The 22,645-nt window shown below is 45.6% G+C and carries 23 protein-coding genes; 6 read left to right on the top strand and 17 right to left on the bottom strand.

What is annotated here, in order from left to right:
• Positions 1–322: 322 nt before the first annotated feature.
• The 5 genes from MSSIT_RS03180 to MSSIT_RS03160 form a co-directional block, all read right to left on the bottom strand.
• Entirely contained in the window at positions 323–946 is a 624-nt protein-coding gene (locus MSSIT_RS03180; RefSeq protein ID WP_048169940.1) for an S-layer protein domain-containing protein, read from the bottom strand.
• The gene (locus tag MSSIT_RS03175) at positions 930–1,907 is read right to left on the bottom strand and encodes a biotin--[acetyl-CoA-carboxylase] ligase (RefSeq protein WP_048169938.1); all 978 of its coding nucleotides are present in this window, start codon (positions 1,905–1,907) and stop codon (positions 930–932) included. The genes MSSIT_RS03180 and MSSIT_RS03175 overlap by 17 nt, the downstream gene beginning before the upstream one ends.
• A gap of 117 nt (positions 1,908–2,024) precedes the next feature.
• Positions 2,025–3,506 carry an acetyl-CoA carboxylase biotin carboxylase subunit gene (locus MSSIT_RS03170; RefSeq protein WP_048174474.1) on the bottom strand — a complete coding sequence of 494 codons (1,482 nt, stop codon included), beginning with the start codon at positions 3,504–3,506 and terminating at the stop codon, positions 2,025–2,027.
• Positions 3,507–3,528: 22 nt separating this feature from the next.
• The gene (gene oadA / locus MSSIT_RS03165) at positions 3,529–5,247 is read right to left on the bottom strand and encodes a sodium-extruding oxaloacetate decarboxylase subunit alpha (protein WP_048169936.1); all 1,719 of its coding nucleotides are present in this window, start codon (positions 5,245–5,247) and stop codon (positions 3,529–3,531) included.
• Between the two features lie 470 nt (positions 5,248–5,717).
• Positions 5,718–6,704, bottom strand: coding sequence for a class I SAM-dependent methyltransferase (locus MSSIT_RS03160; protein ID WP_048169934.1), 987 nt, complete (start codon positions 6,702–6,704; stop codon positions 5,718–5,720).
• Between the two features lie 315 nt (positions 6,705–7,019).
• Between MSSIT_RS03160 and MSSIT_RS03155 the strand changes: the two genes are divergently transcribed.
• The gene (locus MSSIT_RS03155; protein WP_226990742.1) at positions 7,020–7,241 is read left to right on the top strand and encodes a histone family protein; all 222 of its coding nucleotides are present in this window, start codon (positions 7,020–7,022) and stop codon (positions 7,239–7,241) included.
• Positions 7,242–7,403: 162 nt separating this feature from the next.
• Here the strand turns inward: MSSIT_RS03155 and MSSIT_RS03150 are convergent, their stop codons facing one another.
• From MSSIT_RS03150 to MSSIT_RS03140, 3 genes are all read right to left on the bottom strand, one after another.
• Complete coding sequence (locus MSSIT_RS03150; protein WP_048169933.1) at positions 7,404–7,667, bottom strand: 4Fe-4S binding protein; 264 nt, start codon at positions 7,665–7,667, stop codon at positions 7,404–7,406.
• A 179-nt stretch (positions 7,668–7,846) separates the two neighbouring features.
• On the bottom strand, positions 7,847–8,359 hold the full coding sequence (locus MSSIT_RS03145; RefSeq protein WP_048169932.1) for a COG2426 family protein: 513 nt from the start codon (positions 8,357–8,359) through the stop codon (positions 7,847–7,849).
• A 131-nt stretch (positions 8,360–8,490) separates the two neighbouring features.
• Positions 8,491–9,495, bottom strand: coding sequence for a replication factor C small subunit (locus MSSIT_RS03140; protein ID WP_048169931.1), 1,005 nt, complete (start codon positions 9,493–9,495; stop codon positions 8,491–8,493).
• Between the two features lie 232 nt (positions 9,496–9,727).
• Between MSSIT_RS03140 and MSSIT_RS03135 the strand changes: the two genes are divergently transcribed.
• From MSSIT_RS03135 to MSSIT_RS03125, 3 genes are all read left to right on the top strand, one after another.
• Complete coding sequence (locus tag MSSIT_RS03135; protein WP_048169930.1) at positions 9,728–10,561, top strand: hypothetical protein; 834 nt, start codon at positions 9,728–9,730, stop codon at positions 10,559–10,561.
• A gap of 342 nt (positions 10,562–10,903) precedes the next feature.
• The gene (locus MSSIT_RS03130; RefSeq protein WP_048169928.1) at positions 10,904–11,956 is read left to right on the top strand and encodes an epoxyqueuosine reductase; all 1,053 of its coding nucleotides are present in this window, start codon (positions 10,904–10,906) and stop codon (positions 11,954–11,956) included.
• A 282-nt stretch (positions 11,957–12,238) separates the two neighbouring features.
• On the top strand, positions 12,239–12,793 hold the full coding sequence (locus MSSIT_RS03125) for a DUF2284 domain-containing protein (RefSeq protein ID WP_231590393.1): 555 nt from the start codon (positions 12,239–12,241) through the stop codon (positions 12,791–12,793).
• A 94-nt stretch (positions 12,794–12,887) separates the two neighbouring features.
• Here the strand turns inward: MSSIT_RS03125 and MSSIT_RS03120 are convergent, their stop codons facing one another.
• The 8 genes from MSSIT_RS03120 to mmcA are packed head-to-tail and all read right to left on the bottom strand — an operon-like array spanning position 12,888 to position 19,509.
• On the bottom strand, positions 12,888–13,223 hold the full coding sequence (locus MSSIT_RS03120; protein WP_048169926.1) for a DUF4870 domain-containing protein: 336 nt from the start codon (positions 13,221–13,223) through the stop codon (positions 12,888–12,890).
• 51 nt (positions 13,224–13,274) lie between these two features.
• Positions 13,275–14,060, bottom strand: coding sequence for a Fe-S cluster domain-containing protein (locus MSSIT_RS03115; protein WP_315968705.1), 786 nt, complete (start codon positions 14,058–14,060; stop codon positions 13,275–13,277).
• Between the two features lies 1 nt (position 14,061).
• Complete coding sequence (gene rnfA, locus MSSIT_RS03110; protein ID WP_048169921.1) at positions 14,062–14,652, bottom strand: Rnf electron transport complex subunit RnfA; 591 nt, start codon at positions 14,650–14,652, stop codon at positions 14,062–14,064.
• 1 nt (position 14,653) lies between these two features.
• Positions 14,654–15,271: an Rnf electron transport complex subunit RnfE gene (gene rnfE / locus MSSIT_RS03105; RefSeq protein WP_048169919.1), complete on the bottom strand. Its 618-nt coding sequence runs from the start codon at positions 15,269–15,271 to the stop codon at positions 14,654–14,656.
• 1 nt (position 15,272) lies between these two features.
• The gene (gene rnfG, locus MSSIT_RS03100) at positions 15,273–15,839 is read right to left on the bottom strand and encodes an Rnf electron transport complex subunit RnfG (RefSeq protein ID WP_048169918.1); all 567 of its coding nucleotides are present in this window, start codon (positions 15,837–15,839) and stop codon (positions 15,273–15,275) included.
• Positions 15,832–16,698 (bottom strand): Rnf electron transport complex subunit RnfD, encoded by an 867-nt coding sequence (gene rnfD, locus MSSIT_RS03095; RefSeq protein ID WP_048169916.1) that lies wholly within the window; start codon positions 16,696–16,698, stop codon positions 15,832–15,834. Before rnfD ends, rnfG begins: the two co-directional genes overlap by 8 nt.
• The gene (rnfC, locus tag MSSIT_RS03090; RefSeq protein ID WP_231590392.1) at positions 16,695–18,044 is read right to left on the bottom strand and encodes an Rnf electron transport complex subunit RnfC; all 1,350 of its coding nucleotides are present in this window, start codon (positions 18,042–18,044) and stop codon (positions 16,695–16,697) included. Before rnfC ends, rnfD begins: the two co-directional genes overlap by 4 nt.
• The gene (gene mmcA / locus MSSIT_RS03085; RefSeq protein ID WP_048169914.1) at positions 18,016–19,509 is read right to left on the bottom strand and encodes a methanogenesis multiheme c-type cytochrome; all 1,494 of its coding nucleotides are present in this window, start codon (positions 19,507–19,509) and stop codon (positions 18,016–18,018) included. Before mmcA ends, rnfC begins: the two co-directional genes overlap by 29 nt.
• A gap of 764 nt (positions 19,510–20,273) precedes the next feature.
• On the opposite strand from mmcA, the gene MSSIT_RS25185 reads away from it, so the two are divergent.
• Together MSSIT_RS25185 and MSSIT_RS03075 are read left to right on the top strand one after the other, a co-directional pair.
• The gene (locus MSSIT_RS25185; protein WP_269430803.1) at positions 20,274–20,402 is read left to right on the top strand and encodes a hypothetical protein; all 129 of its coding nucleotides are present in this window, start codon (positions 20,274–20,276) and stop codon (positions 20,400–20,402) included.
• A gap of 415 nt (positions 20,403–20,817) precedes the next feature.
• Positions 20,818–21,843: an FAD:protein FMN transferase gene (locus MSSIT_RS03075; protein ID WP_048169910.1), complete on the top strand. Its 1,026-nt coding sequence runs from the start codon at positions 20,818–20,820 to the stop codon at positions 21,841–21,843.
• 185 nt (positions 21,844–22,028) lie between these two features.
• Here the strand turns inward: MSSIT_RS03075 and thpR are convergent, their stop codons facing one another.
• Positions 22,029–22,583 carry an RNA 2',3'-cyclic phosphodiesterase gene (gene thpR / locus MSSIT_RS03070; RefSeq protein WP_082088860.1) on the bottom strand — a complete coding sequence of 185 codons (555 nt, stop codon included), beginning with the start codon at positions 22,581–22,583 and terminating at the stop codon, positions 22,029–22,031.
• Positions 22,584–22,645: the final 62 nt, after the last annotated feature.

Here is a 22,645-nt window from a genome sequence, read left to right as displayed (position 1 = left end):
ATAGTTTTGGCTTTCAAACCGGCCCCTACCCATTAAGTCAGAGGCTTAGTATTAAGAAGCTTAGTTTTAAGAAGCTTAGTTTTAAAACAGATTTTTCGGCAGACCCTGATTAATTTTTTGATCTATTTCCAGGGCCCAAGAAAGAATTTTTCTTTTTTCTCCCTGCGCTGTCCCGTGAGCAGGGCAGCCTGTCAGTCAGATAGATAGATGCTATCCTTAAACCCGGAAACCATTTTTCAGACAACACAAGATAGCGAAGATGGTTTGCGAGTCAAAAAGATCTGTGATTTAATTCTTCTTAACCCGAGCGCACGGAAGAAAATTACTTTTTCTTATACCTTTCAGCAAAAAAACCGGTTACCAGAAAAACGGCTCCGATGCTCAGAAGAAAAAGGGGTATATCAAAACCTTTTACCTGGTGTTCTTCAGGCACAGGAGATACAGAAGAGTTGTTCTCAGAGCTGTTGACAGGAGCAACCTGCTGGTTCTGTGGCATGGGAAGTTTGGGGTTAAGGTACTGATACACCGGAGAAAACCTTACCAGTACTCCATTCGTTCCGGCATAAATAGTATCCACTGTGAGGTTCAAAACTTCCGTAGAGTTATTCGAATATACAAAAGTGTCGCCTTCACTGACAATAGCGTCTTCCAGGAAAACTCCTTCTCTGCTGAGTTCGATCCAGACCCTGCTGCCTTCGGTATTAGCACCTTTTACGTAAATCCGGTATTCCTGAAGGAAATTATGATAGTCTCCTGACTGCACATAAATCTCCTCACCGTCGACCAGCACAATGGGAAGTTTCTCCCCCTCTGCACAGGCCGGGACAGAAAGGACTGAAAATAAGAGAAACGAAAAGGAAAACAAGACCAGAAAGGAGAAAAAAAATGCAGGCAGGATACCTGTTCCTTTCCTGCTTTTTCTTCCGTGTTTATTTGGGACGCGCATAAATGCATCTACCTGCAATAATTTCTTCCTTAGTATCATCAGCCTTCCTGATTATAAGGGCTCCGTCCGGAGTAATTCCAACAGCTTTGCCTTCTATAATCCTGGAAGGGGTGGTTACCTTCACCTCCCTGCCGATGGTATCCGAAAGAGCGAGCCAGTCATTGAGGATCTGGGAAAAGGGCTGGGTCTTGAACCTTATGTACTGCTGCTCAAGTTCAAAGAGGAAATCTTGCAGGAACGAAACTCTCCTGATATGCTTTCCAAGCTCGACTTTCAGCGTGGTCGAGCCTGCGCGGAAAGAATCGGGAATATCCTTTAACTCCATGTTTACATTAATTCCTATCCCGAGAATGACATAGTCCACCCTGTCCACCTCAGCCTTTGCTTCGGTAAGGATCCCGCAGACTTTCTTTCCATTTATGCGGACATCATTTGGCCACTTGATGCGAGCATCAAGCCCCATATCGCGGATTACATTTGCAACTGCAAGCCCGGCTACAAGGGTCAGCCTTGAGGCATGTCTGAGAGGAATCCCGGGTTTCAGGATCACGGACATCCATATCCCGCCGTGGGGTGAGACCCATTCCCTGCCCATACGGCCCCTGCCTCCCTTCTGTATCTCAGCTATAACAAGAGATCCTTCTTCTTCGGAAGCTGCAATTTCTTTAGCAACACTGTTAGTGGAGCTGACTTCTTCGAAGTAATGGATCTTCTGTCCCAGAAGAGTTGTTTTGAGCCCCATCTGGATCTCATCAGGGTACAGGAGTTGAGGCACGGATTTCAGGACGTAGCCCCTCTTGGGGGAAGATTCGATTTCATATCCGTCAGCCTGGAGAGATTTGATGTATTTCCATACCATAGTCCTGGAAATCCCAAGCTTGAGCCCCAGTTCTTCCCCGGAGACGGGGGTTTTCTGTGCATCCTTAAGTGCCTTTATAATTCGAGATCTTTTATCTCCCATCCGTGCACCCCATACAAATGTATACGTTCCACCGTATATATTGTCTTAGTCCAGACATATGTTCATACCAAACAATCAGGAAATCTCTCATTAATGATTTCCAAATAATAAGCGGGATCACCGCTGTGTTTTCTGTGCCATGTTAACATAGGCATGTACGGCAGCCGTGATCGCTGCGACCTTCTTATCCTTTGCCTCCAGGGCCGAAGCCAGAGTAGCTCCCTTTTCACTGTCAGCCTTAACGACATCTTCCACAGCCTCAAGGATATTCTGCTCTTCGATGAACCCGGTTGTCAGGTCTCCCCTGCGGAATGCAGGGTTCCTCATGACGGCTTTATGGAAGGGGATATTGGTTTTTACTCCCACTACCACATATTCGTAAAGAGCCCTTTCCATCCTGGCAATAGCATCCTCTCTTTTTCTTGACCAGACGCAGAGCTTGGAAATCATGGAGTCGTAATAAGGGGAGATTGTATACCCGGTGTGCACACCGCTATCCACCCTTACTCCGGGACCTCCCGCCGAACGGTATTTCCTGATCTTTCCCGGAGACGGAGCAAAGTCGTTTAAGGGGTCTTCAGCATTGATTCTGCATTCGATTGCATGCCCGTCAATAACTATATCTTCCTGCTTAAACTCGAGATTCTCACCCCAGGCAATTCTGAGCTGTCCCCTCACGATATCGATCCCTGTGACCATTTCGGTGATTCCGTGCTCCACCTGCAGACGGGTATTGACTTCAAGGAAATAGAAATTGCCTTTAGAGTAGAGGAACTCAACGGTCCCTGCATTCACATAACCGATAGCTTTTGCGACCTTTACGGCAGCCTCTCCCATCTGCTTCCTGAGTTCGGGAGTCATGATAGGGGAAGGAGCCTCTTCGATCAGCTTCTGGTGTCTCCTCTGGATGGAACATTCCCTGTCCGAGAGATAAACCGTATTCCCGGAAGCATCAGCAAGGATCTGAATCTCGATGTGCCTGGGTTCTTCCACGTATTTTTCAATAAATACCGAAGAATCTCCGAAAGCCGAACCTGCCATCTGCCTTGTGGAATTAAGGGATGCAGCAAGCTCTTCCCTGCAGTGAACAACTTTCATCCCTATCCCGCCACCGCCCGCAGACGCCTTGATAAGGACGGGATAACCTATCTTCTCAGCGATTTCAAGAGCTTCGTTTACGTCCTCAACCGCATCTTTTGTGCCCGGTACTACAGGAACCCCGGCTTTCATCATCAGGTTCCTTGCCCTGATTTTGCTTCCCATTTCAGCAATCACATGGCTCGGAGGCCCGATAAAGATGATACCCTCTTCCTCGCAGCGCTTTGCAAAGACAGGGTTTTCGGAAAGGAAACCGTAGCCCGGATGGATTGCCTCGGATCCGGTATTTTTTGCAACTGCGATGATCGCTTCCATGTTCAGATAACTCTGGCTGGAAGGGGCAGGGCCTATCAGATAGGCCTCGTCGGCATACTTGGCAAAAAGGGCATTTTGATCAGCCTCCGAACAGACAGCGACTGTGGAAATTCCGAGCTCTCTGCAGGCACGCATGACCCTTATTGCAATTTCACCGCGGTTTGCAACGAGTACTTTTTTGAACATAATACCTTCCACCTCGCTCAATTCACTCGATTGACAGGATAATGTCCCCGGGAGAAACCGTATCTCCTTCAGCAACAAAGATTTCCTTAACAGCGCCTGAACAGGGAGCATGGACCGCATTTTCCATCTTCATGGCTTCGATGACGACAATGGTATCTCCCTCCTTTACGACATCTTCCACCTTCACCTTCAGGGAAAGTACCATACCCTGCATCGAACTGCAAACCCCGCCTTTAATGGATTCGACACTGGGATTTTTAGGGGCTGCTTCCGAAATTGAAACGCCACCAAGTGGCTCGATCTTGACCTCATAGACCTCGTCATCCACCTCAACCTTGAAGTGGGTCGGGATTGCGTACTCAGGAGGAGCTGCAGGCGTGGGAGGAATAACTGCCAGAGATTCTTCTTCCATTTCCCCTTTCAGGAACTTCGGAGCAATTGCCGGGTAAAGGATATAGGTAAGGATATCTTCTTCGGATTTTGCAATACCCTTTTCCTCTGCTTCTTTCTTCCTCTTCTCATACTCAGGCTTGAGAAGATCGGCCGGACGGCAGTGAATCGGTTCTTCGTCCCCGATAATCTTTCCTATGATCTCAGGGCTGATCGGAGCAGGAGAGCGTCCGTAGAGCCCGCGCACATAGTCCTTTACCTCTTTGGGGATGACCTTGTAGCGTTCCCCCATAAGCACGTTGAGCACAGCCTGTGTGCCTACAATCTGGCTTGTAGGAGTAACTAGAGGCGGATACCCGAGCTCTTCTCTGACCCTTGGCATCTCTTCAAGCACAGCCGAATACTTGTCAAGGGCATTCTGCTCTTTTAACTGGGAAACGAGGTTGGAGAGCATGCCGCCGGGAATCTGGTAGATGAGAACGTTGGTGTCGATCTGTTCGGAAATAGGATCAAGGATCCCGCGGTACTTCTCTTTCAGGTCTTTGAAATACTTCACAGCCTCTTCAAAGGCTCCAAGGTCAAGCCCGGTGTCATACGGAGTCCCCTTAAGGGCTGCAACGACAGTCTCGGTAGGAGGCTGGGAGGTTCCCCAGGCAAGGGGAGAAAGAGCCGTGTCCAGAACATCTACCCCAACAGCACAGGCTGCCATATAACTCATCGGAGCCATTCCCGAAGTACAGTGGCAATGGAGAGAAATAGGGATTGATATTTCTTTTTTCATGGCACTGATAATCTGGGTAGCGTCAAGGGGAGAGAGAAGCCCTGCCATATCCTTGATGCAGAGAGAATCACATTCCAGTTCCTCAAGTTGCTTTGCAAGCTCCACATATTTTTCTACGGTATGTACCGGGCTTATGGTGTAGCAGACCGTACCCTGGACATGAGCTCCCAGGCCTTTTGCCACCTTGATTGAAAGTTCCATGTTCCGGACATCATTAACTGCGTCAAAAATTCGGAAGATATCAATACCGTTTTCATAAGCTTTGGTGACGAACTTTTCAACAACATCGTCCGAATAGTGCCTGTACCCTACAAGGTTCTGGCCCCGGAGCAGCATCTGAGCATATGTGTTATTCATCTTTTTCTTGAGATCCCTGAGGCGCTGCCAGGGGTCTTCGTTAAGGTAGCGAATAGAGCTGTCAAAGGTGGCACCTCCCCACATCTCGAGGGAAAAATACCCGATCTGGTCCAGTTGTTCAGCCACTTCAAGCATATCCCTCGTCCGCATCCTGGTTGCCAGGAGGGACTGGTGTGCATCCCGGAGGACGGTTTCAGTAATTTTTACGCGCATGGATGAGCCTCTTAAATCGGATCAAAAAACAGAGGTTATTAAAAGATACTCAAAGCTACTCTTCCAGAGTGACTAATTCAGATCTTCGAGTATATGGGAACTTGTTTTTTGATACGGTTTCTGTCAAAGCATTATTAGTCTCCTGAACGCGGTTAATTGCAGCAGCCTGCAATTTGTGGAGAGGGGGTCAATTCGGCGTAGATAACCGAATCTCCGGTACCGCATGATGTCTCAGGAGAGGATTAATATGATACACACGCAAAACACAACGTGTCCTGCGTCAATGAGAATATTTTAATTAATACCATTGTTAACAAGTAAATACTTTTCGCTGCCGTTAACATTAGGGGATTCTCTTCCCAAAAGAAGCTCCCGGGCCAGAAAAATAATTAGAACACAATAATAAAGAACTCCCGAACTGAGGAGGGGAAAAGGAAGAAAAAGAGAACTGAACGAAAAGAAAAAGAGAATTAAACAAAAGAAAGCTCATTTTCGGGGGATATAGTTTTCTGCTTTCGCCCTACAAAGAGCCACTGGTCATAAGTACCTTCCGAATCCGTGTTGTCTACAATCTCTCCCTCGACCCCTGCCTTAAGGAGGGTATCTGCAAGAATTTCAATTTCGGGTTTGCTGCTTACGGTGAAAAGCAGGACAGCCCCATCAGCTGCAACCGAGACCGCCTCTCTCATAATGCCGGTCCAGAGCCCTTTGTTAAATTCGTAGACAAGCCCCAGCATAAAACCCATTACCGCATCAAAACTGCCCGGCTCAAAGTATTTTGAAATGGCTGTTGCATCCATAACCACTGTCCTTTGGGGGTTCAGAACCTGCTGCTCAAGCCCCTGGCAGACAGTACACTTATTGATTTCTACGGCCAGAGGGTTCAGCCCGAGCCTGTAGAGGGCAAGCGTAGACATTCCGTTCCCACAGCAAACCTCAAGGAGCCGACCTTCAGGGTAATAGCCTTTTTTTCGGAGAAGCTCAAAAATTTCCGTGACTCTTTTTACACGATTTTCTGAAAAAACACTTTTGTAGGACTCGGGTTTGACCGAACAAACAGGACAGAGATTCCGGCTGACAAGCATCAAGGAGTAATATTCGTTTATTGCGTCCCGCCAGGTTTCGGAAGAAAGCTCGACATCCTTTTCAGGGGGATTTGAAGCAAGAATAGAGTCTGCAAGGGCTTCAAAATCGGCCTTCAGAGGAGCTGACGCAAGGGCTCCGGTAAATACTGACCAGAAATCCACAGGAACTTCTTCATCGGCAGGATTGAAAAAAATCAACCCCATCGTGTGTCCCCCCTCTCTGACCTTTATAAGCCGAATGCTTCCCGCACCCGGAAAGTTTCTAACACTGTTAAGGTACCGGAGCGTAAGCCCAGGAGTCCTCTGAACAGTGTAACTTTCTTCTACAAGGTAGATCTCTTCATCTATACCAAGGAGTTCCTGTAAGAGCATGCTGGACTAGATTCGAATAATCCAATATCAAGATTTCGAAAAAGAGGGAGCGAATAAAATGAGAGGAATTAAATAAAAGTTTAGAGAAATAAAAAGGCAAAAGATTTCCAGGAAATTCACGGATATCAGAGAATCCTTATAAAAATAATAAAAAATAAAAAAAGAGGTAAATAGGCTTTACAAAGTAAATAGAGGGGAAAAAAAGGGTAAAAGCCCGAATAAGAAGTAAAGAAAACTCCGATATAAGCAAAAGTATTTATAGAATCCGATTACAAAATCAGAGATTAGAAGGAATTTATATTAACAAAAAGAAGCTTGGAGGATAATATGGCAAAAGTTATACCATTTGCACCAATCGAACGCCTGATAAGGACAGCTGGTGCCCACAGAGTAAGCGAGAGTGCAGGAATGGCCCTTACGGAGATTCTGGAAGAATATGGGCTTCAGATTTCAAAAGAAGCTATAAAACTTGCAGAGCATGCGGGCAGAAAAACAGTAAAAGCTGAAGATATAAAGCTGGCAAAAGAAATGCTATAATTTAAAACGGTACCCCTGAAAAAACGATATCCCTGAAGAATATGAAAAAAGGGTTCAAAAAGGTTTCTAGTTCTCTGAAATCCCGGTTCAGAAATAAGAACCTCGCTGAAAGAGATAAAAAACGAAATGCTGAAAAACAGCATTTCCTATTTTTACCGAAGATTAAGCGGTTGCAGTTTCAAGCTCAACCAGAGTAAGAGATTCCACGGGACAAATCTTTGAGCAGGCTCCGCAACGGATGCATACATCATCACTGATGATTGCCACTCCGTCGATGATCCGGATTGCAAGTTCGGCAGTCTCGGGGTCAAAATCATCTTTTTTCATTAATTTTGCATTCACAGGGCAGACGGAATAGCATATCCCGCACCCAATACACTTTTCGGACTGAACTATTTTTTTGTTTTTCTTATCTGCCTTTGCCATTAAAAATCACCTTGAAAAACTCCAGAGAATTGCCAGACAACGGAAAATATACCGTAGAAGAAACTGTAAAAGCAGGCCTGACTGCAAATATGAAGAGAAATTTATATTTGTTTTGTTTATGAATGGTATATTTGATATTATTAAGGTATATGAAGATTTCGAAGAGCCGGGATCCAGGGTCAAACTCCGAAAAGAAGATCAGCCAGGCTTATGCCCATCATCGTCAGTACAGTTACAACAACTCCTGCTATCATTACCCCTGCAGTGATTGCGGGGAACGAATGTCTGAACTTGATTCCGAACACAAAAGCGGCTGCACAGCCTGTCCAGGCTCCGGTAACCGGCAGAGGCACGGCAACGAAGAGGGTCAGGGCAAGGAGCCCGTATTTTTCAAAGTTTTCAGTGTGCTTTCTCCTGGTCCTTGCAAAGAGCCAGGTGAAAAAAACATCGAAGATGTGGTATCGCCTCAGGTACCCGGAGACTGGCTCGAGGTAAAGCAGAAGAGGAACCACCGGAACAAGGTTTCCAAGTACCGAAAAGAAATAAGCCTCAAAAGGTTTCATATTGTAAATGCCCATGGCAACGGGGATTGCCCCCCTCAGTTCGGAGATCGGAAGGGCTCCTATAACCATTACTGCAAGCCATTGGGGTACGGACCCCAGCATATCTACCAGTAAATTTTCAACAGACATAATGATCAGGAGTGATAACTATAAATCTTTTAACAGAAAAAGGCTTGCTTAAGTCTGCCTTTTCCATATTCAATTCAGAGATCCGGATGGAGAGCCTGTAACAAAACCGTTTTTCAGGAATGCCGGAGATCTCAGTTTTCTCTTGAAAGAGCAAAATGTGCGAGCAGGGCTTCCAGCTGGATTTTCTCGCTGGCTCCTTCAGTTAGCCTGAAATCGGTCTCCCCTATGACATCCACAAGGGTGACAATATCCCTCTCTGTTAGCCCGAGGTCCAGAACCATAAGGTTGTCCATTTCGGAAACCACCCTGTAGATCTGGCCCACAATATCTTCGCCGGAAAGACCTTCTTCATAGAGCAACCTGTTAAGCTCTTTTCGGGCAATCCTGAAGTTTCCGCGCAGGGCAGTCTCAATAAGGTTCTTAATCTCCTCAGGATTCGCAGTTGCCGTGGTCCTGTAGATGGTTTCCCGGGAAATAGGTTTGTCCGTATCAATGAAGGCGGCCGCCTGAAGTGAATTGACAGCTTTTCGCATGTCTCCCTGAGCTACGTAGATCAGAGCTTCATACCCACCTTCGGTAATGGACAGACCCCGGTCTCCTGCAATATATTCAAGGCGCTCTTTGATGGCTTCGTCGGAAAGCCGCCTGAACCTGTAAACAGCACACCTGGACTGAATGGGCTCAATGATCTTGGAGGAGTAATTGCATGAGAGGATAAAACGACAGTTGCTGCTGAACTTTTCCATGGTCCTGCGGAGTGCTGACTGTGCATCCGCGGTTAGAGCATCGGCTTCATCAAGGAAAATGATCTTGAACGGAGCTCCACCAATTGGAGCGGTTTTTGCAAAGTTTTTAATTTTGTTTCTGACGATATCAATGCCCCTTTCATCGGAAGCATTGAGTTCGGTAAAGTTTTCCCTCCATAGATCTTCCCCGAAAATCTCCCTTGCAATCGAAACTGCAGAGGCTGTTTTTCCGACCCCCGGAGGCCCGGAAAAGAGGAGGTGAGGAAGGTTTTTAGTTGCCACGTAAGACTTCAGGCGTTCGATTGTTTCGTCCTGCCCTGCCACCTGGTTCAGCCTGACAGGCCTGTATTTTTCAATCCAGATCTCTTCTTTAATCTTAGAGTCCTCCATTAATGCTTGCACCTTAATTAGAGAAGATAATATTTAAACTTTCGAATGTTTGCGATATTTAAGGCATACCGACTGCATTTCGAAACAGGAAAGCTCCGATTGTGAAACACGGTGGACGAAAATGAATAAGAATGTAAGCACAAAAGAATATAATGGTTTAAAAAAAAGTTTCGAACTTAAAAGAAAGTGAAAGTTGAAGAAAAGATATTAAATTGAGAGGAAGAGGAGAGATATGAAAATAAAAACACTGATGGCAGCTGTGATTGCCTTTGCCCTTATAACCTTCGGAGCCGGATGCGCATCTGATTCAGGAGGAGAAGACAGCCCTGCAACAGAAGAAGGAACCGGGGAAGGGATCGAAGAAGCGGAAGCCGGAGAAGAGGTGAACGAAGAGGGGTTTTCCGGAAATGAAAGCGAGTTAATGACCGCTGAATTCGATGCCCTGATGCAGAAAGCAAACTCAAATTATGTTAAAGCTCTGGTTTCAACCAGCAAAAAAGACTACAATGCCTCTTCAGAAGCCCTTTCCGGCCTTGTGGAAGACCTTACCGCAGTAAGTGAAAGCTATGCTGAAAACCCACCCGCAGTCTACGCAGATGATGAACAATGGCCTGAAACCATTGATGAAGCCCTTGCAATTGCAGTAGATTCACGGGAAAAATTGCTGGAGAATAACATCGATGCCGCACACACCGCCCTTGAACCCATGAGGGACCTTTTCTTTGAACTTCACGTAAGGAACGGGATCGACCTGGTGGGAGACCGCATGACTGAGTTCCACACTACAATGGAAATTGCAATTGGAGATGCAAATGAAAATGATACTGCTGCAGTTGCGGCCCTAATCCCCGAACTTGAAGCGGAATGGGAAAGCGTAAGCAATGCCGAACCTCCCGCCAGCGCGGACGAAAACTACGAATCCAGCCTGCAGGCCGTAGAGCTGAAGATAACCGAGTTAGGGAGCGCTGCAAACCTCAATGATACGGAAGAAGCAATAATAGTAGCAGAAGAGTTGAGACAGGCATTTGCGCAGGTTTTTGCCAAATATGGAGTTGTGATTGCATAAAACCCTGGTTAAGCCAGCAGAGTTGAGCCAGCAGAGTTGAGCCAGCAGAGTTGAGCCAGCAGAGTTGAGCCAGCAGAGTTGCGGCTCTGCAGTGCGCTGTCCGTTTCACTCGCTTCGCTCGCTCAAGCGGACTAATTTTTCTTTTATTTATATATTTTACATTTTTTTAGAATGGGGTTTCTCAATTCAGAAAACCGTTTTCGTACAGGCTGCTGAAAGGCAAAAGGTCACTGGACTATACCTGGAGGCTCAGAGTCATTCCAGAGCCGATCAAATAGATAAGAGTGACCTTACATAAATTAATCCGGAAATTAAAACCTTTTTTGTGTGGAGGACTGGAAAATGAGCGAATTGACCGAAGAACTTAAAGAGATGGCTCTAACTCTTGGAGCTTTCAAAGTGGGAATTGCAACAACTGAAACGCTTGCGGGAGGGCCTCCTTCTGCTGACCTGACATACGTACTGCCCGAGGCAAAATCGGCTGTCTGTTTTGCCCTGGCTTTTGACCAGAATCTTATTGACCCGTACTTTAGAAAAGAAGACCACGAATCCCTTGAAACAAATAAGGTACGAACCACCACTCTTGCTAACGGGATCGCCCTTGAAATGGCAGGGTTCCTGCAGCAGTACGGATACAAAGCTGTCCCCCAATCCGCAAATTTCGTTTACCGAACGGATACCGAAAACTGGATGCAGGACATGAACCCCCCTATTTCCCACAGGTATCTGGCTGTCCGCTCCGGGATAGGAAATTTCGGATACTCGGGAAACATTATCACAAAAGAATACGGATCTGCAATTGTCCTGGCATCGGTCGTTACGGATGCTGAACTTGCCCCGACAGACCCCCTTCCGGAAGAAGAAAACTACTGTGACGAATGCAAACTCTGCCTTTCGGTCTGCTCTTCCGGATACGTGGATCCGGTTGAAAAGGTCACCGTAACCCTCGGAGGGAAAGAGTTCAGCTACGGGAAAAGAAGGAGCAATAGCCGTTGCTTCCTTGTCTGCGGAGGACTTACAGGTCTGAATACTTCCGGGAAATGGTCCACCTGGTCTCCGGCACGCTTTGAGATTCCGGAAAAAGATGGAGATTTCCTTGCTGCAGTGCCCGATACAATAGAAGCTTACCTTGAAAGACCGAAGATAAAAGGTGGATTTTTTATATGCCTGATTCCAGGATCCAGAATGGAATATACCTGCTCCAACTGCCATTTCGTCTGCCATCCTGATAAAGAGATCCGAAAAGCAAGATACAGGATGCTCACGGAAAGTGGCGTGGTCATACAGGAACCCGATGGAACCCGCAGGGCAGTCTCACCTGAGGAAGCAAAAGAATATCTCAAATCCATGCCCCCGGAAAGGAGAAAACTTTACGAATCGGTTTCGGAGAAATAAATAAGCAAAAGATTACAAATGTATTCTTTTTTCACATTATTTCTTTTTTTCACATTATTTCTTTTTTTCACATTACTTCTTTTTTTCACATTACTACCTATGACTTACGTACTTGAGGTTCAGAATCAAGAGCAATAGACAGTGCTAAAAAATATGTAATATAGGCAGAGGAAGTTTTAACGCGGTTGGTTTTCAGTTCAACCGCGTACGTCCTATATTTTAAATTAGAGATGATAGAAATTAAAGTACAAGAGTAGAAGGATTAAACTTAAAAGAACTGGAGTGAGAGGGATTTTACTGCCCGAAAATGCACAGATCCTAATTGAAAAAGCTTCAAGTCTTGGACTTAAAGCTTTCCCGCTCAAATCAGGGGACCTTGCGGTGGAAGACCGTACAGCCCTGAAGTGCGCCTACGGCTGCCGAAACTACGGAGAGAGGCTTAGCTGCCCTCCCCACATTCTTTCCATAGAAGAGTTCAGGAAGATCCTTTCGGAATACAGCGATGTGCTCCTACTTGCGGAAGAACACAATACTGCAGGTGTGAAGGATATCCTCGAAGCCTGGGGAAAATTCCGGAACAAGTCCTTTCATAAGATGTTCGAGCTGGAACAGGAAGCTTTCAGGAAAGGCTTCATCTATGCCCACCTGCTCCGACCCGGCCCCTGTAATGAATGCAAGAAGTGCAACCTTGAAAAGTGCGTAAAACCCGAACTCAGGCGTTTTCCTCCGGAAGCTGTGGGAGTAAACCTGCAGAAAGTCCTGGAAAAGGCAGGCATCGAGCTTGAGTTTTGCAAACCCGATAAAACGATGTGTGTGGGAATTCTCCTGGTGGGATAAAAACTGAAAAAAGAATCCAAAAAGAAAAGGTTGAATTGCCCTTTTTGAGGACAATCCGATTTTTCAGGTTGTTTTTCAGGTTAAATCTGTTTGCTTATTCACCATAGGCAAAATCGTATGCAATCTTTCCTATGATAGGGATTTTGAACTTTGAGCCCCTGAAGGCCATGTACGCCGGGATCACGATGAGCAGCAACCCGGGCATTCCAACACTGTCTGCAATGGCCCAGCCAATCCATGGGATCCATGCCACCGCAAAGAGGAAGAGAGCAAACGGCATGAAAAGCAGGATAGATTGCATGGCGTGGAAGCGGACGAACCTGTTCTTGCGCTCAAGGAGCAGGAAGAACAGGCCTGAGAGCCAGCCTACAGGGTAACAAAGGGCTGCCACGATATTTTCAGGCAAGCCAAAGGAAGTATCATAAGACATATTTTCCACCTACCTCAATTTCAGGTTCAAGGTCAAAAAACGAGCCCGGAATTACCGGAGCTCGATTGCCTTCTGCGGGCAGATTGCTACACAGGCTCCGCATGCTGTACACTTTTCCTGGTCAATTTCAGCCAGGAAGTCAGTGACCTTGATCGCCCCTGCGGGACATTCTTTTTCACACTTTTTACAGCCTATACATCCGACCTCACAGACTGCCTTAACGTCCTTACCCTTGTCATGGGAACGGCAGAGCACATGCACTTTCTCCGAGTCCCTGGCAAAGGTGAGCACCCCGTTAGGGCAGGCTGCAATACAGTTACCACAGCTTGTACAGAGGACTTTATTCACAACAGGGAACCCGTTTTCTCCCATCGAGAGAGCACCGAACTGGCAGGCACGAACACATGTCCCCAGACCGACGCAGCCATAAGTACAGCCTTTCCTGGAATCACAGATCATCAGGGCAGCCTTACAGCCTTCAACTCCTTCATAGTCGTAAAGGGTTGTACAGTTAACATTGCCACCCTGACAGCGGACAAATGGATACGCAGGTTCGGTTTCCGTAACCTCCTGGCCGAGAAGAGCACCGATCTGCTTTGCAACCTCAAAACCACCTACAGGGCAACTGTTTACAGGAGCACCATTTTCAACGATTGCTTCAGCGCATGCTGCACAACCCGCAAATCCGCAACCTCCACAGTTTGCTCCTGGCAAAAGGGAAGCAACATCATCGATAAGGGGATTTGAATCGATCTTAAAGACCTTGGAAGCAATGACCAGCATTACCCCGACTGCAAACCCCAGACCCGCAAGTACGGCTATAGAGTTTATGAGCACGTTATTCAAGGGGAATCACCCCAAAGAAGTTCACGAAAGACATTGACATAATAGTCGCAATGAAGAACGCGTATGTTACACCTCTTCCAACGGATTTCGGCACTTCTACCAGGTCACTTCTTTCCCTTATTGCAGCCATCATCAGCATGGCAACCGTATAACCAAGCCCTGCAGCCACTCCGAAGACAACGCTCTGAGCGAAATCGAAATCGTTCATGACATTAAGGAGCACAGCCCCGAGCACCGCACAGTTGGTGGTAATCAGGGGCAGGTAGATCCCGAGGGAACGGTAGAGGGCAGGCACATGTTTCCTAACGATAAACTCTACAAGCTGCACGAGCGCCGCGATAACCACGATGAAAGCGATAGTCCGCAGGAACTCCAGCTTTAGGGGTACTAAAATGAAATTATACAGAGCAAAGGATACGGTTGCTGCCATCGCCATGACGAAAACTACAGCACCCGACATTCCTGAAGCACTTTTCAGGTCCTTGGTTACGCCCACAAAAGAACATAAGCCCAGGAACTGAATGAGAAGAAAGTTCTTGATAAACACTCCTTCAAGAAAGATTGTAAATAGAGATTCTGCCATTTTAACCACCCTTTGCAGCTTTCTGCTGCCTGCGATAGTTCACAATGGTCATCAACACTGCAATTGTGAGGAAGGCACCTGGGGACATGGTCATGAACATTGCAGGGTGGATTATACCACTCAGGTTTATGAGAGTCATTCCGAACGGATCGATAATGCCAGTTCCCAGCAGTTCTCTGATTCCCCCGATGAGAATTAACACGAGCAGAAAACCCGTACCCTCACCAAGAGCATCGATAATCGAATAAAAGACTCCATTCTTCAGGGCGTAGGCCTCAGCCCTTCCAATAACAATACAATTAACCACGATCAAAGGAATGAACACACCGAGAGATGCATACAGGTCCGGTGTAAATGCTTCCATCACCATGTCAACGATCGTAACGAAAGTTGCAATGACAATAATTTCAATGGGAAGCCTAACTGTCCCCGGAATTCCTTTTCGGATCGCAGAAACCATCATGTTCGAACCTACCAACACGAACAGTGTACCCATGGCCATACCGATCCCGTTTTCCACGGATGTTGTGACTGCTAGAGTCGGACAGAGCCCGAGCACAAGCCCAAAGGTAGGGTTGTCTTTAGTAATTCCGCGTATAAATTCACTTATAGGATTCATATCAGCCCTCCTGTGCGGATACATAATCAACTGCACTGTGCAGCGCATCTACCACTGCCTGTGAAGAGATCGTAGCTCCGGAAATTGAATCAACTTGACCGCCATTTTTGGTTAAACTCGTATCGGCCACAGGAAGATCCACAAACTGCCCCTGGAATTCGGGAGTTGTAATAAGGGCTCCTAAACCGGGGGTTTCGGAATGTTTCATAACCTGAAACCCTGTGATCGTACTAAAATCCGAGGAAATTCCCGCAAGCAATTGGATCATGCCCTGGGCTCCTACCTGGTTCCGTTCGACCACATAGCCTACGACATTTCCTGAAGAATCAACTCCCCGGTAGTACAGCACAACAGGATTTCCATCATCATCCACCTCAGACCCGGCAACTTCTTCGAAATCAGAAGCCTGCGGAAGGATTGCCTTCATGGCTTCTTTCTGCTGTTCTGCATGTAAAAGTTTCAGCTGCTCCTGGGTAGGAGTATAGGTGAGAGCAAGCAAAGCTGCAGCAACAGCAGAAATTACCACTATTGTTACAATAACTTTCATTACTTCCTTACCATCACTCATGCGCTACACCACCCATAGGTTTTGGAAGAGTCTTGAGTTCGATAAATGGAGCTACCGCGTTTGACAGAAGCAGGGCATAAAGGGTACCCCATACATAGTTTCCTGAGAAATACCCATAAATCACAGTAAGGACTCCACAAAGGATCCCGTATACAATTCTTCCATTCCGGGTTACCGGACTTGTAACTGTCTCCGTGGCAATGAAGAATACTCCAAGAAGGAAAGTCCCCGAAACCACGTAAGATATGGGGTCTCCAAGCACTGAAGCCAGGATAACCGTTGTCAAGAGATATGATAGCGGGATCCTCCACTCAATATATTTCACAAGTATGAGTATTACTCCTGCAAGAAGCACAAGGATCGGAGAAACATCTGCAAGGAATCCGGCTCCATTCTCCAGTATCAGGTCCGAAAAGCTGCTTAAAATCGGGATAGTTCCCGGAAGCATGTCCTGAGCCCAGGCAAGGCTTAAGAAAACCCAGGCTGCAAGTGAGGGATGAAAAGTATAGGACCCGAGTCCTCCGAATGCGTGTTTCCCAACTCCTATAGCAAACGCCCCTCCTATAAAAATCATCCAGGCAGGGAGTGTGGGCGGAGAAATAAGAGCAAGCAAGAGCCCGAGATAGATGGCATTTCCATCCATTATTGTAAGCTTCTTATTGAACGCTTTTTGAATTACAAATTCAATACCCACTGCCCCTAAAATTGAAGCAATTATGTTCCCCAGAGCAGCAAATCCAAAGAAATAAACAGCTGCTGCACTGATGGGTAACAGGGCAACAATCCTACTCCATATGAGATTTTTGATGAAAATTTTCTTTTTTCTATGAGGAGGGGGAGATACCGTAAAAGATGTCATTCCGTCGCCTCCACTGTTTCGTTCTTTTGATTCATAATCTGAAGCTTTGAATAGCGTATGAGCTGCACAAGATGTTTCTTAGCAGGGCAGACTACAGCACATTCTCCGCATTCGATACAACCTAAGGCAAAATACTCTCTGCACCTGTCAAACATGCCCTGGTCAGCCATAACGGCAATTCTCCCGGGCAGCAGGTTCATGGGACAGACATCCACGCAACGCCCACAGTGGATACAAACATTTGCTTCGTCCCTCAGGACTTCAGCTTCTGTCTGGACGACAATCCCGACGGTAGTCTTAACCACAGGCGCCTCGTCCGTATACACGGCCACTCCGCCCATGGATCCATTAACAATAACCTTGCCGGGTTCACCTTTGTACCCTCCACAGGCCTCGATTACATCCTTAATAGGAGTCCCGAACTTGACAATTACAGTCTTGGGGTTATTAACCGCCCCAGTAACTGTTACTGCACTTTCGAGATAGGGTTTTCCCTCGTTGATTGCGTCGTATACTGCTTTGGCAGATTTTACCCCACATACTACTACATGCACGTCTGAAAGCTTGTATCCCAGAGGAAGTTTTCTACCCATTATGTTGGCTGAAAGCAGGTTCATCATCGTAGGAGTGTATGTGATATTTCCTGTGACAACAACGATGATCTGATCCTCTACATCCTCAAGGTAGTAGTCAGCATGCCTCTTTCCAATGATAGGAGCAATGGTAAGCGATTTACCATCAACCTTTGCACTCTTGAAGGCTTTAATGGATTCCTTATCATCTCCTCTTACAACAATTACCCCCCTTGGAATCCCGCTTGCCTCAAGCATAAGCTTGAACCCTTCAAGGACTTTGTCAAGAGAACTCAGATAAGCATGGGTAATAAGGGGAAAAGTTGCATTCATAAGCAAAGTATCGATCCTCTTACCGGGCTTAAGAGCAAGGTATGTGGGTATTTCATAATACTCGACAATTCCCGCTTCCTTGATAATCTCAATTAACCTTGAAGGGGGCGCATTCTTTTCAGGAATGAAATCAACCGTTTGCTCACACTCCGAAGGAGTGAGCACAACACTAAGGATTCTCTTTCCACTTGGGTTTGGCATTAGCTCGATTGATTTAACAGTCCCGCAGAAAGGGGAATGGACATAAGCGAGGTCACTGCCCTCACATTCCCCCAGTTTCTGGCCGGCGATAACTTCTGCACCTTTCTTAACCAGAGGAGCACAAGCAATTCCATCGTGCTGCCTCATGGGTATAATTGCCTTTTCAGGCAGTTTGTCAATTTTAATAACGTCACTCAGGTTTGCCACCTCCTTATAGTGCAGGTTCCCTTTCAACTTCAACAGGTCTTGGCCTATCGTAAGTTACAGCAATACTCTTCACAGCCGAAGACTCTCCTCCCGGGTCCTGCTCATAACCAAGGGCTGCCCAGTCAATCACGGATTCATTCCCGTGGCAGTCCTTGCAGGTGTATGGGTCAGCGAGTCCAATATCACTGCTAACAATACTGTGAGCGACCTGGTAATAAAGCTCCACAGTTCTCAACACCGCGTTCGGATAGTCGGCCTGTCCGTCTCCGTCAGCATCATAAGCCTGCATTTCTTCCACTGTGACTTCACCGTCACCGTTGGCATCTGCTGCCTTTACATACTGGACCGGGATCGGGTCTCCGGTGGAGATGCTGGTGTTCGGGTTTGCGAGCACTTCAGGATCGGTGCCTGCGTCCCACCAGGTTCCGGTAATGTTGTTGAACGGAGTAACCATTACATCCGTGTCATTCCTTGTGTCCACACTTGGCAGGACATCTCCTGAGTTTCCGTTATACCAGGCAAGGGCAGGCTGGAAGTCCGAATCCCTGTAAACGTCCTCACGTTCTCCATTCTGCCAGCTGAAAGACTCGAGCACGTTGCCACCCGGCAGGTCTCCTCCAGGAAGCTCAGGGATGTGGCAGGCTTCACATGCAAGGAATTCCATGTGAGAGTCAGCAAACGGGCCGTGAGAGATTCCTGCATGGCACGCGGCGTCATCACAGCTGCGCATAGTGTCATCATAGTGGCTATCCGGAAGATCCGGGGAATCAGAGGCGTTTCCACGTCCGATCTGGTGATCGGAGGTTATGATGAACGCTTCAGTATGGTGGCATGCCGTACATTCAACGCCGTTTGCTGCATGGGCATCAGACTCCTCAAAGGCCTCTTCATCAGCCCACATAACAGCACTCGTTTCCACATCGGTTCTGTGACACATCTGGGCACAGGACGTTGGAGCTCCGTTTACAGCATCATGGAAAACGATCAGCAGAGGGTAGGGGGTAAGGACGTTAGCAGCGTAGACAAAAAGGTGCAGGGGATCAGTCTGTGCGGTAGCACTGAAATTCGCCACCGCTAGACTATTCGCATTTGCAAAATTCCCATTTGCAATAGCTTCGGCACGTGCATCAAAGTCATAGAGCCCGTACTTCTCATGACACATCATGCAGTCAATGTCAATACCATATTTTGCAAGCGGACCTCCACCGGGATGATACATCCCGAATTCCTTGACCCATTCCTCTTCTCCGGATGTTTCAAGATCAAAATTTGTGAGGGGAGACCATCTACTCATATTTACCTGTACATGATAAGAATTATTGACGTTTTCATAGACATCGAAGTGACAGCCTCCGCAGACCGAATCGGACCATTCTCCTTTGGTCATATAGTGAGATGCAATTGCATCATTCCCTGAATACCCAAGAGAAGAATAGGCACCAGCAGCCACGAGAAGCACCACAGCGACTCCCGACACCAACAGATTTAACCTATTCATAACGACCACATTCTCTTTTTTTGTTCACGTTGTTATGTTCATGCTGGGAAAGAAAGAAAGTTCAAATTTCAACAACTTGAAACTTATATCGAATAACGAATGAAATTGAAAGATATTTACGGCTGGATCGTACACGGCCAGAGGGGTGTACACTGCCGTTCCTTCCAGACCTCCAGTGGCATAATCCAGAGACCGAAAGGAATCAATTAACGGAAAACTGAAGCGAGAAGGAACTGGCATGAATGACTAGCCTAGCTCTTTTTAGCGTCATTGGTTTTCCTGAAGGTTTTTTTGATCACCGGCTTTTTCCTTTCCTTACTTTAGATAGCCATTTTACTCCGAAAAACAAAGCTAAATTTCACTTCAACGAAAAATGTTTGCTTGAGGTAATACTTATTTCTTTCGAAATAAGTTTTAGGGAATTGCATAGACTTTTATAACGTAATCAAAATATATACTTAATATATACCATACCGTGTATATTAGTTAAATATATAAAATAATTGAAATATAAGTAAAAAACTTACACTTTTTTTATATATATAGTTTTCCAAAGAGAATGTACATGATTATACATTAAAATCAAGAAGAGTACCTGTACAGTTAACCTAAAGAAAAAGAATCTTTTTTAGCTTTTATGGGTAGGGAAAAATCTCGAAAAACGAGAATAAATTGAAAAATATATAAAATATATTAAATATAAGAAAGTAACCAATAATTGATCGTTCAATAACCATTAATCATGAATTAACCACCAGATCAGGATGAAGAACTATAGAGTTTTCCGGGCCAGACAGGAGACAGGCGTAACAAAGAAAAAGCTAACTAAAGAGCATGTCAGGCTTTTATCAATAGAAATAGGGAACGAAGAAAAAACAAAAAAAATGAGATAAGAGAAAAGAAGTGAAAAATAGATGAAAACCGCGAGAAATAAAAACAGAACAAGAAACAAAAATAAAACTTCATTTTCAAAATAAAATATTACTTCCACTTCATTTTCAAAATAAAATATTACTTCCTATTCATTCCACTACAGATTTCATCCACTACAGATTTCATCCATTACAGATTTCATCCACTACAGATTTCATCCATTACAGATTTCATCCACTCTAAATTTCATTCACTCTAAATTTTATTCACTCTAAATTTCATCCACTCTAAATTTCATTCACTCTAAATTTCATTCACTTTAAATTTCATTCACTCTAAATTTCATTTTTACCTTGTTTTATCCTTTGGAAAAAATTCGGATAAAGAATTAAACAATCCCAAAATTAAAAAACTAGCAGGAAAAATTGATAGATCATGGATTTAAAATACAAAACACTACTTGCATTTCTACTTATCATATCGATATTAGCATCGGGTTGTGTACAGTCTGAAACCCAAGAAGAGAAGGAACTTCAGGAGTTTCAACAGACAAAAAGCATTATGGACACCACGATTACAGTAGCTGTCTACGCCTCGAATGAAAGCGAAGCTTCGAAAGCAATAGATGATGCCTTCAGTGAAATATACCGAATTGATGCCCTTATGAGCCCTTCAAAAGAGGACAGTCAGCTCACTATCCTGAATACCGTGGGAAAAGTTGAAAATGCTGGCCCTGATTTTATCTATGTGCTGGAGCGGTCAAAGTACTATTCGGAGAAAAGCGGAGGAGCCTTTGATGTCACCATCCAGCCCGTACTTGATCTATGGAAGAGTAAATTCCTCCCTGGAGGCTCGAAGGAACCCCCGACTGCAGATGAACTGAATGAGACCCTCAAACTCGTAAATTACTCAAAAATAAGCATTGAAAACGGAACTGTAAGCCTGGAACCCGGGATGAGGATAGCCCTGGGAGGTATTGCAAAAGGCTACGCCGTTGATAAAGCAATAGAGGCTCTGGAGAAAGACGGGATTGAGAACGCCTTCGTAAATGCAGGCGGAGACGGAAAATATATAGGCCAGAAGCCCGACGGTACACCCTGGATGGTAGGCCTTCAGAACCCTGACAAAAACGGGCAATATGCCACTGCAATTGAAGCCCAGGATATTGCAGTTGCAACGAGCGGAAACTACGAACGTTATTTTAATGAGTCAGCCAGAGTGTCCCACATCTCAGATCCGAGAACAGGATATCCGTCTGAAGGCATTATAAGCAGTACTGTAATTGCCGGAAATGCTATAGATGCCGATTCTTTTGCAACTACAGTCTTTGTACTGGGAGAAGAAGAAGGGCTTGAGATGATAGAAAATCTCGAAGGGATTGAATGCCTTATAATAACCGAAGACCGCAGACTTGTGTATTCAAGCGGATTCAAAGAATATGAAGCAGAAGGATATAGCTGAGATCAAAAGGGTGCCATTAAAGAAACAAAAATCACCACACAAATGAGATAATGAGATACAAAAATCAGTAATTAGATAAAAATAAAGTACGAAAAAAGGAATAGGATACATAGAGAATTTAGAGACTTAAATAAAAAGAAGTGATCAGGGTTGAAAGGACTGATACGGTCCTGCGCAGGGGCCGGTCAGTCCAGATATACCGTATGCAGGGTCTCATAAATGGGACCTTCGGGAGTTAGAGTGCTTTTTTTCAGAAGCACTTTATTTACCCTTATGCTTCCAATTTTTGTATCTTTTAATTCGTTCAGGACACCTGCAAAAGCATTTTTTTGATTTTTATTCAGGAATTTTACCCTGGCAAGGGTAGCATGGGCAGTAAACGCCCTCTCGTCCTCTTTGAATTTAAAAGGCTTCAATACGGTTTCCACATCATCATGAAGAGCCTTGAAGTTTCCTTTTGCCCCCAGCCACAGAACTTTAGGGTTTGACAGCTTTGGGAAAACTCCGATGCCTTCAATTTTTGCATCAAAAGGCTCACAAAGAAGAGAATCAAGAGCTGCTGAAAGGGATTTAACCTTTGATTCCTCGATATCCCCGAGAAACTTCAGGGTTATGTGAACGATTTCAGGGTTAACAAACTTCAGGTTAAAATCGGAAAATTTCTTCTGGATCTGGCGGATTTCCTCCCTGAAACTCGGGTCCAGTTCCACTGCTATAAATGTCCTGATCAGAGTTTTCATCAGTATGAATTAGATGAAGGAACCAGAAAAAAGTTTCTATCTCTTTGCCTCCCGGAGAAAGC

The sequence above is a fragment of the Methanosarcina siciliae T4/M genome (assembly GCF_000970085.1).
GTDB lineage: Archaea > Halobacteriota > Methanosarcinia > Methanosarcinales > Methanosarcinaceae > Methanosarcina > Methanosarcina siciliae.
The sequence above is the reverse complement of the archived record's forward strand: the minus strand, read 5'-3'. Positions and strand labels throughout refer to the sequence as shown.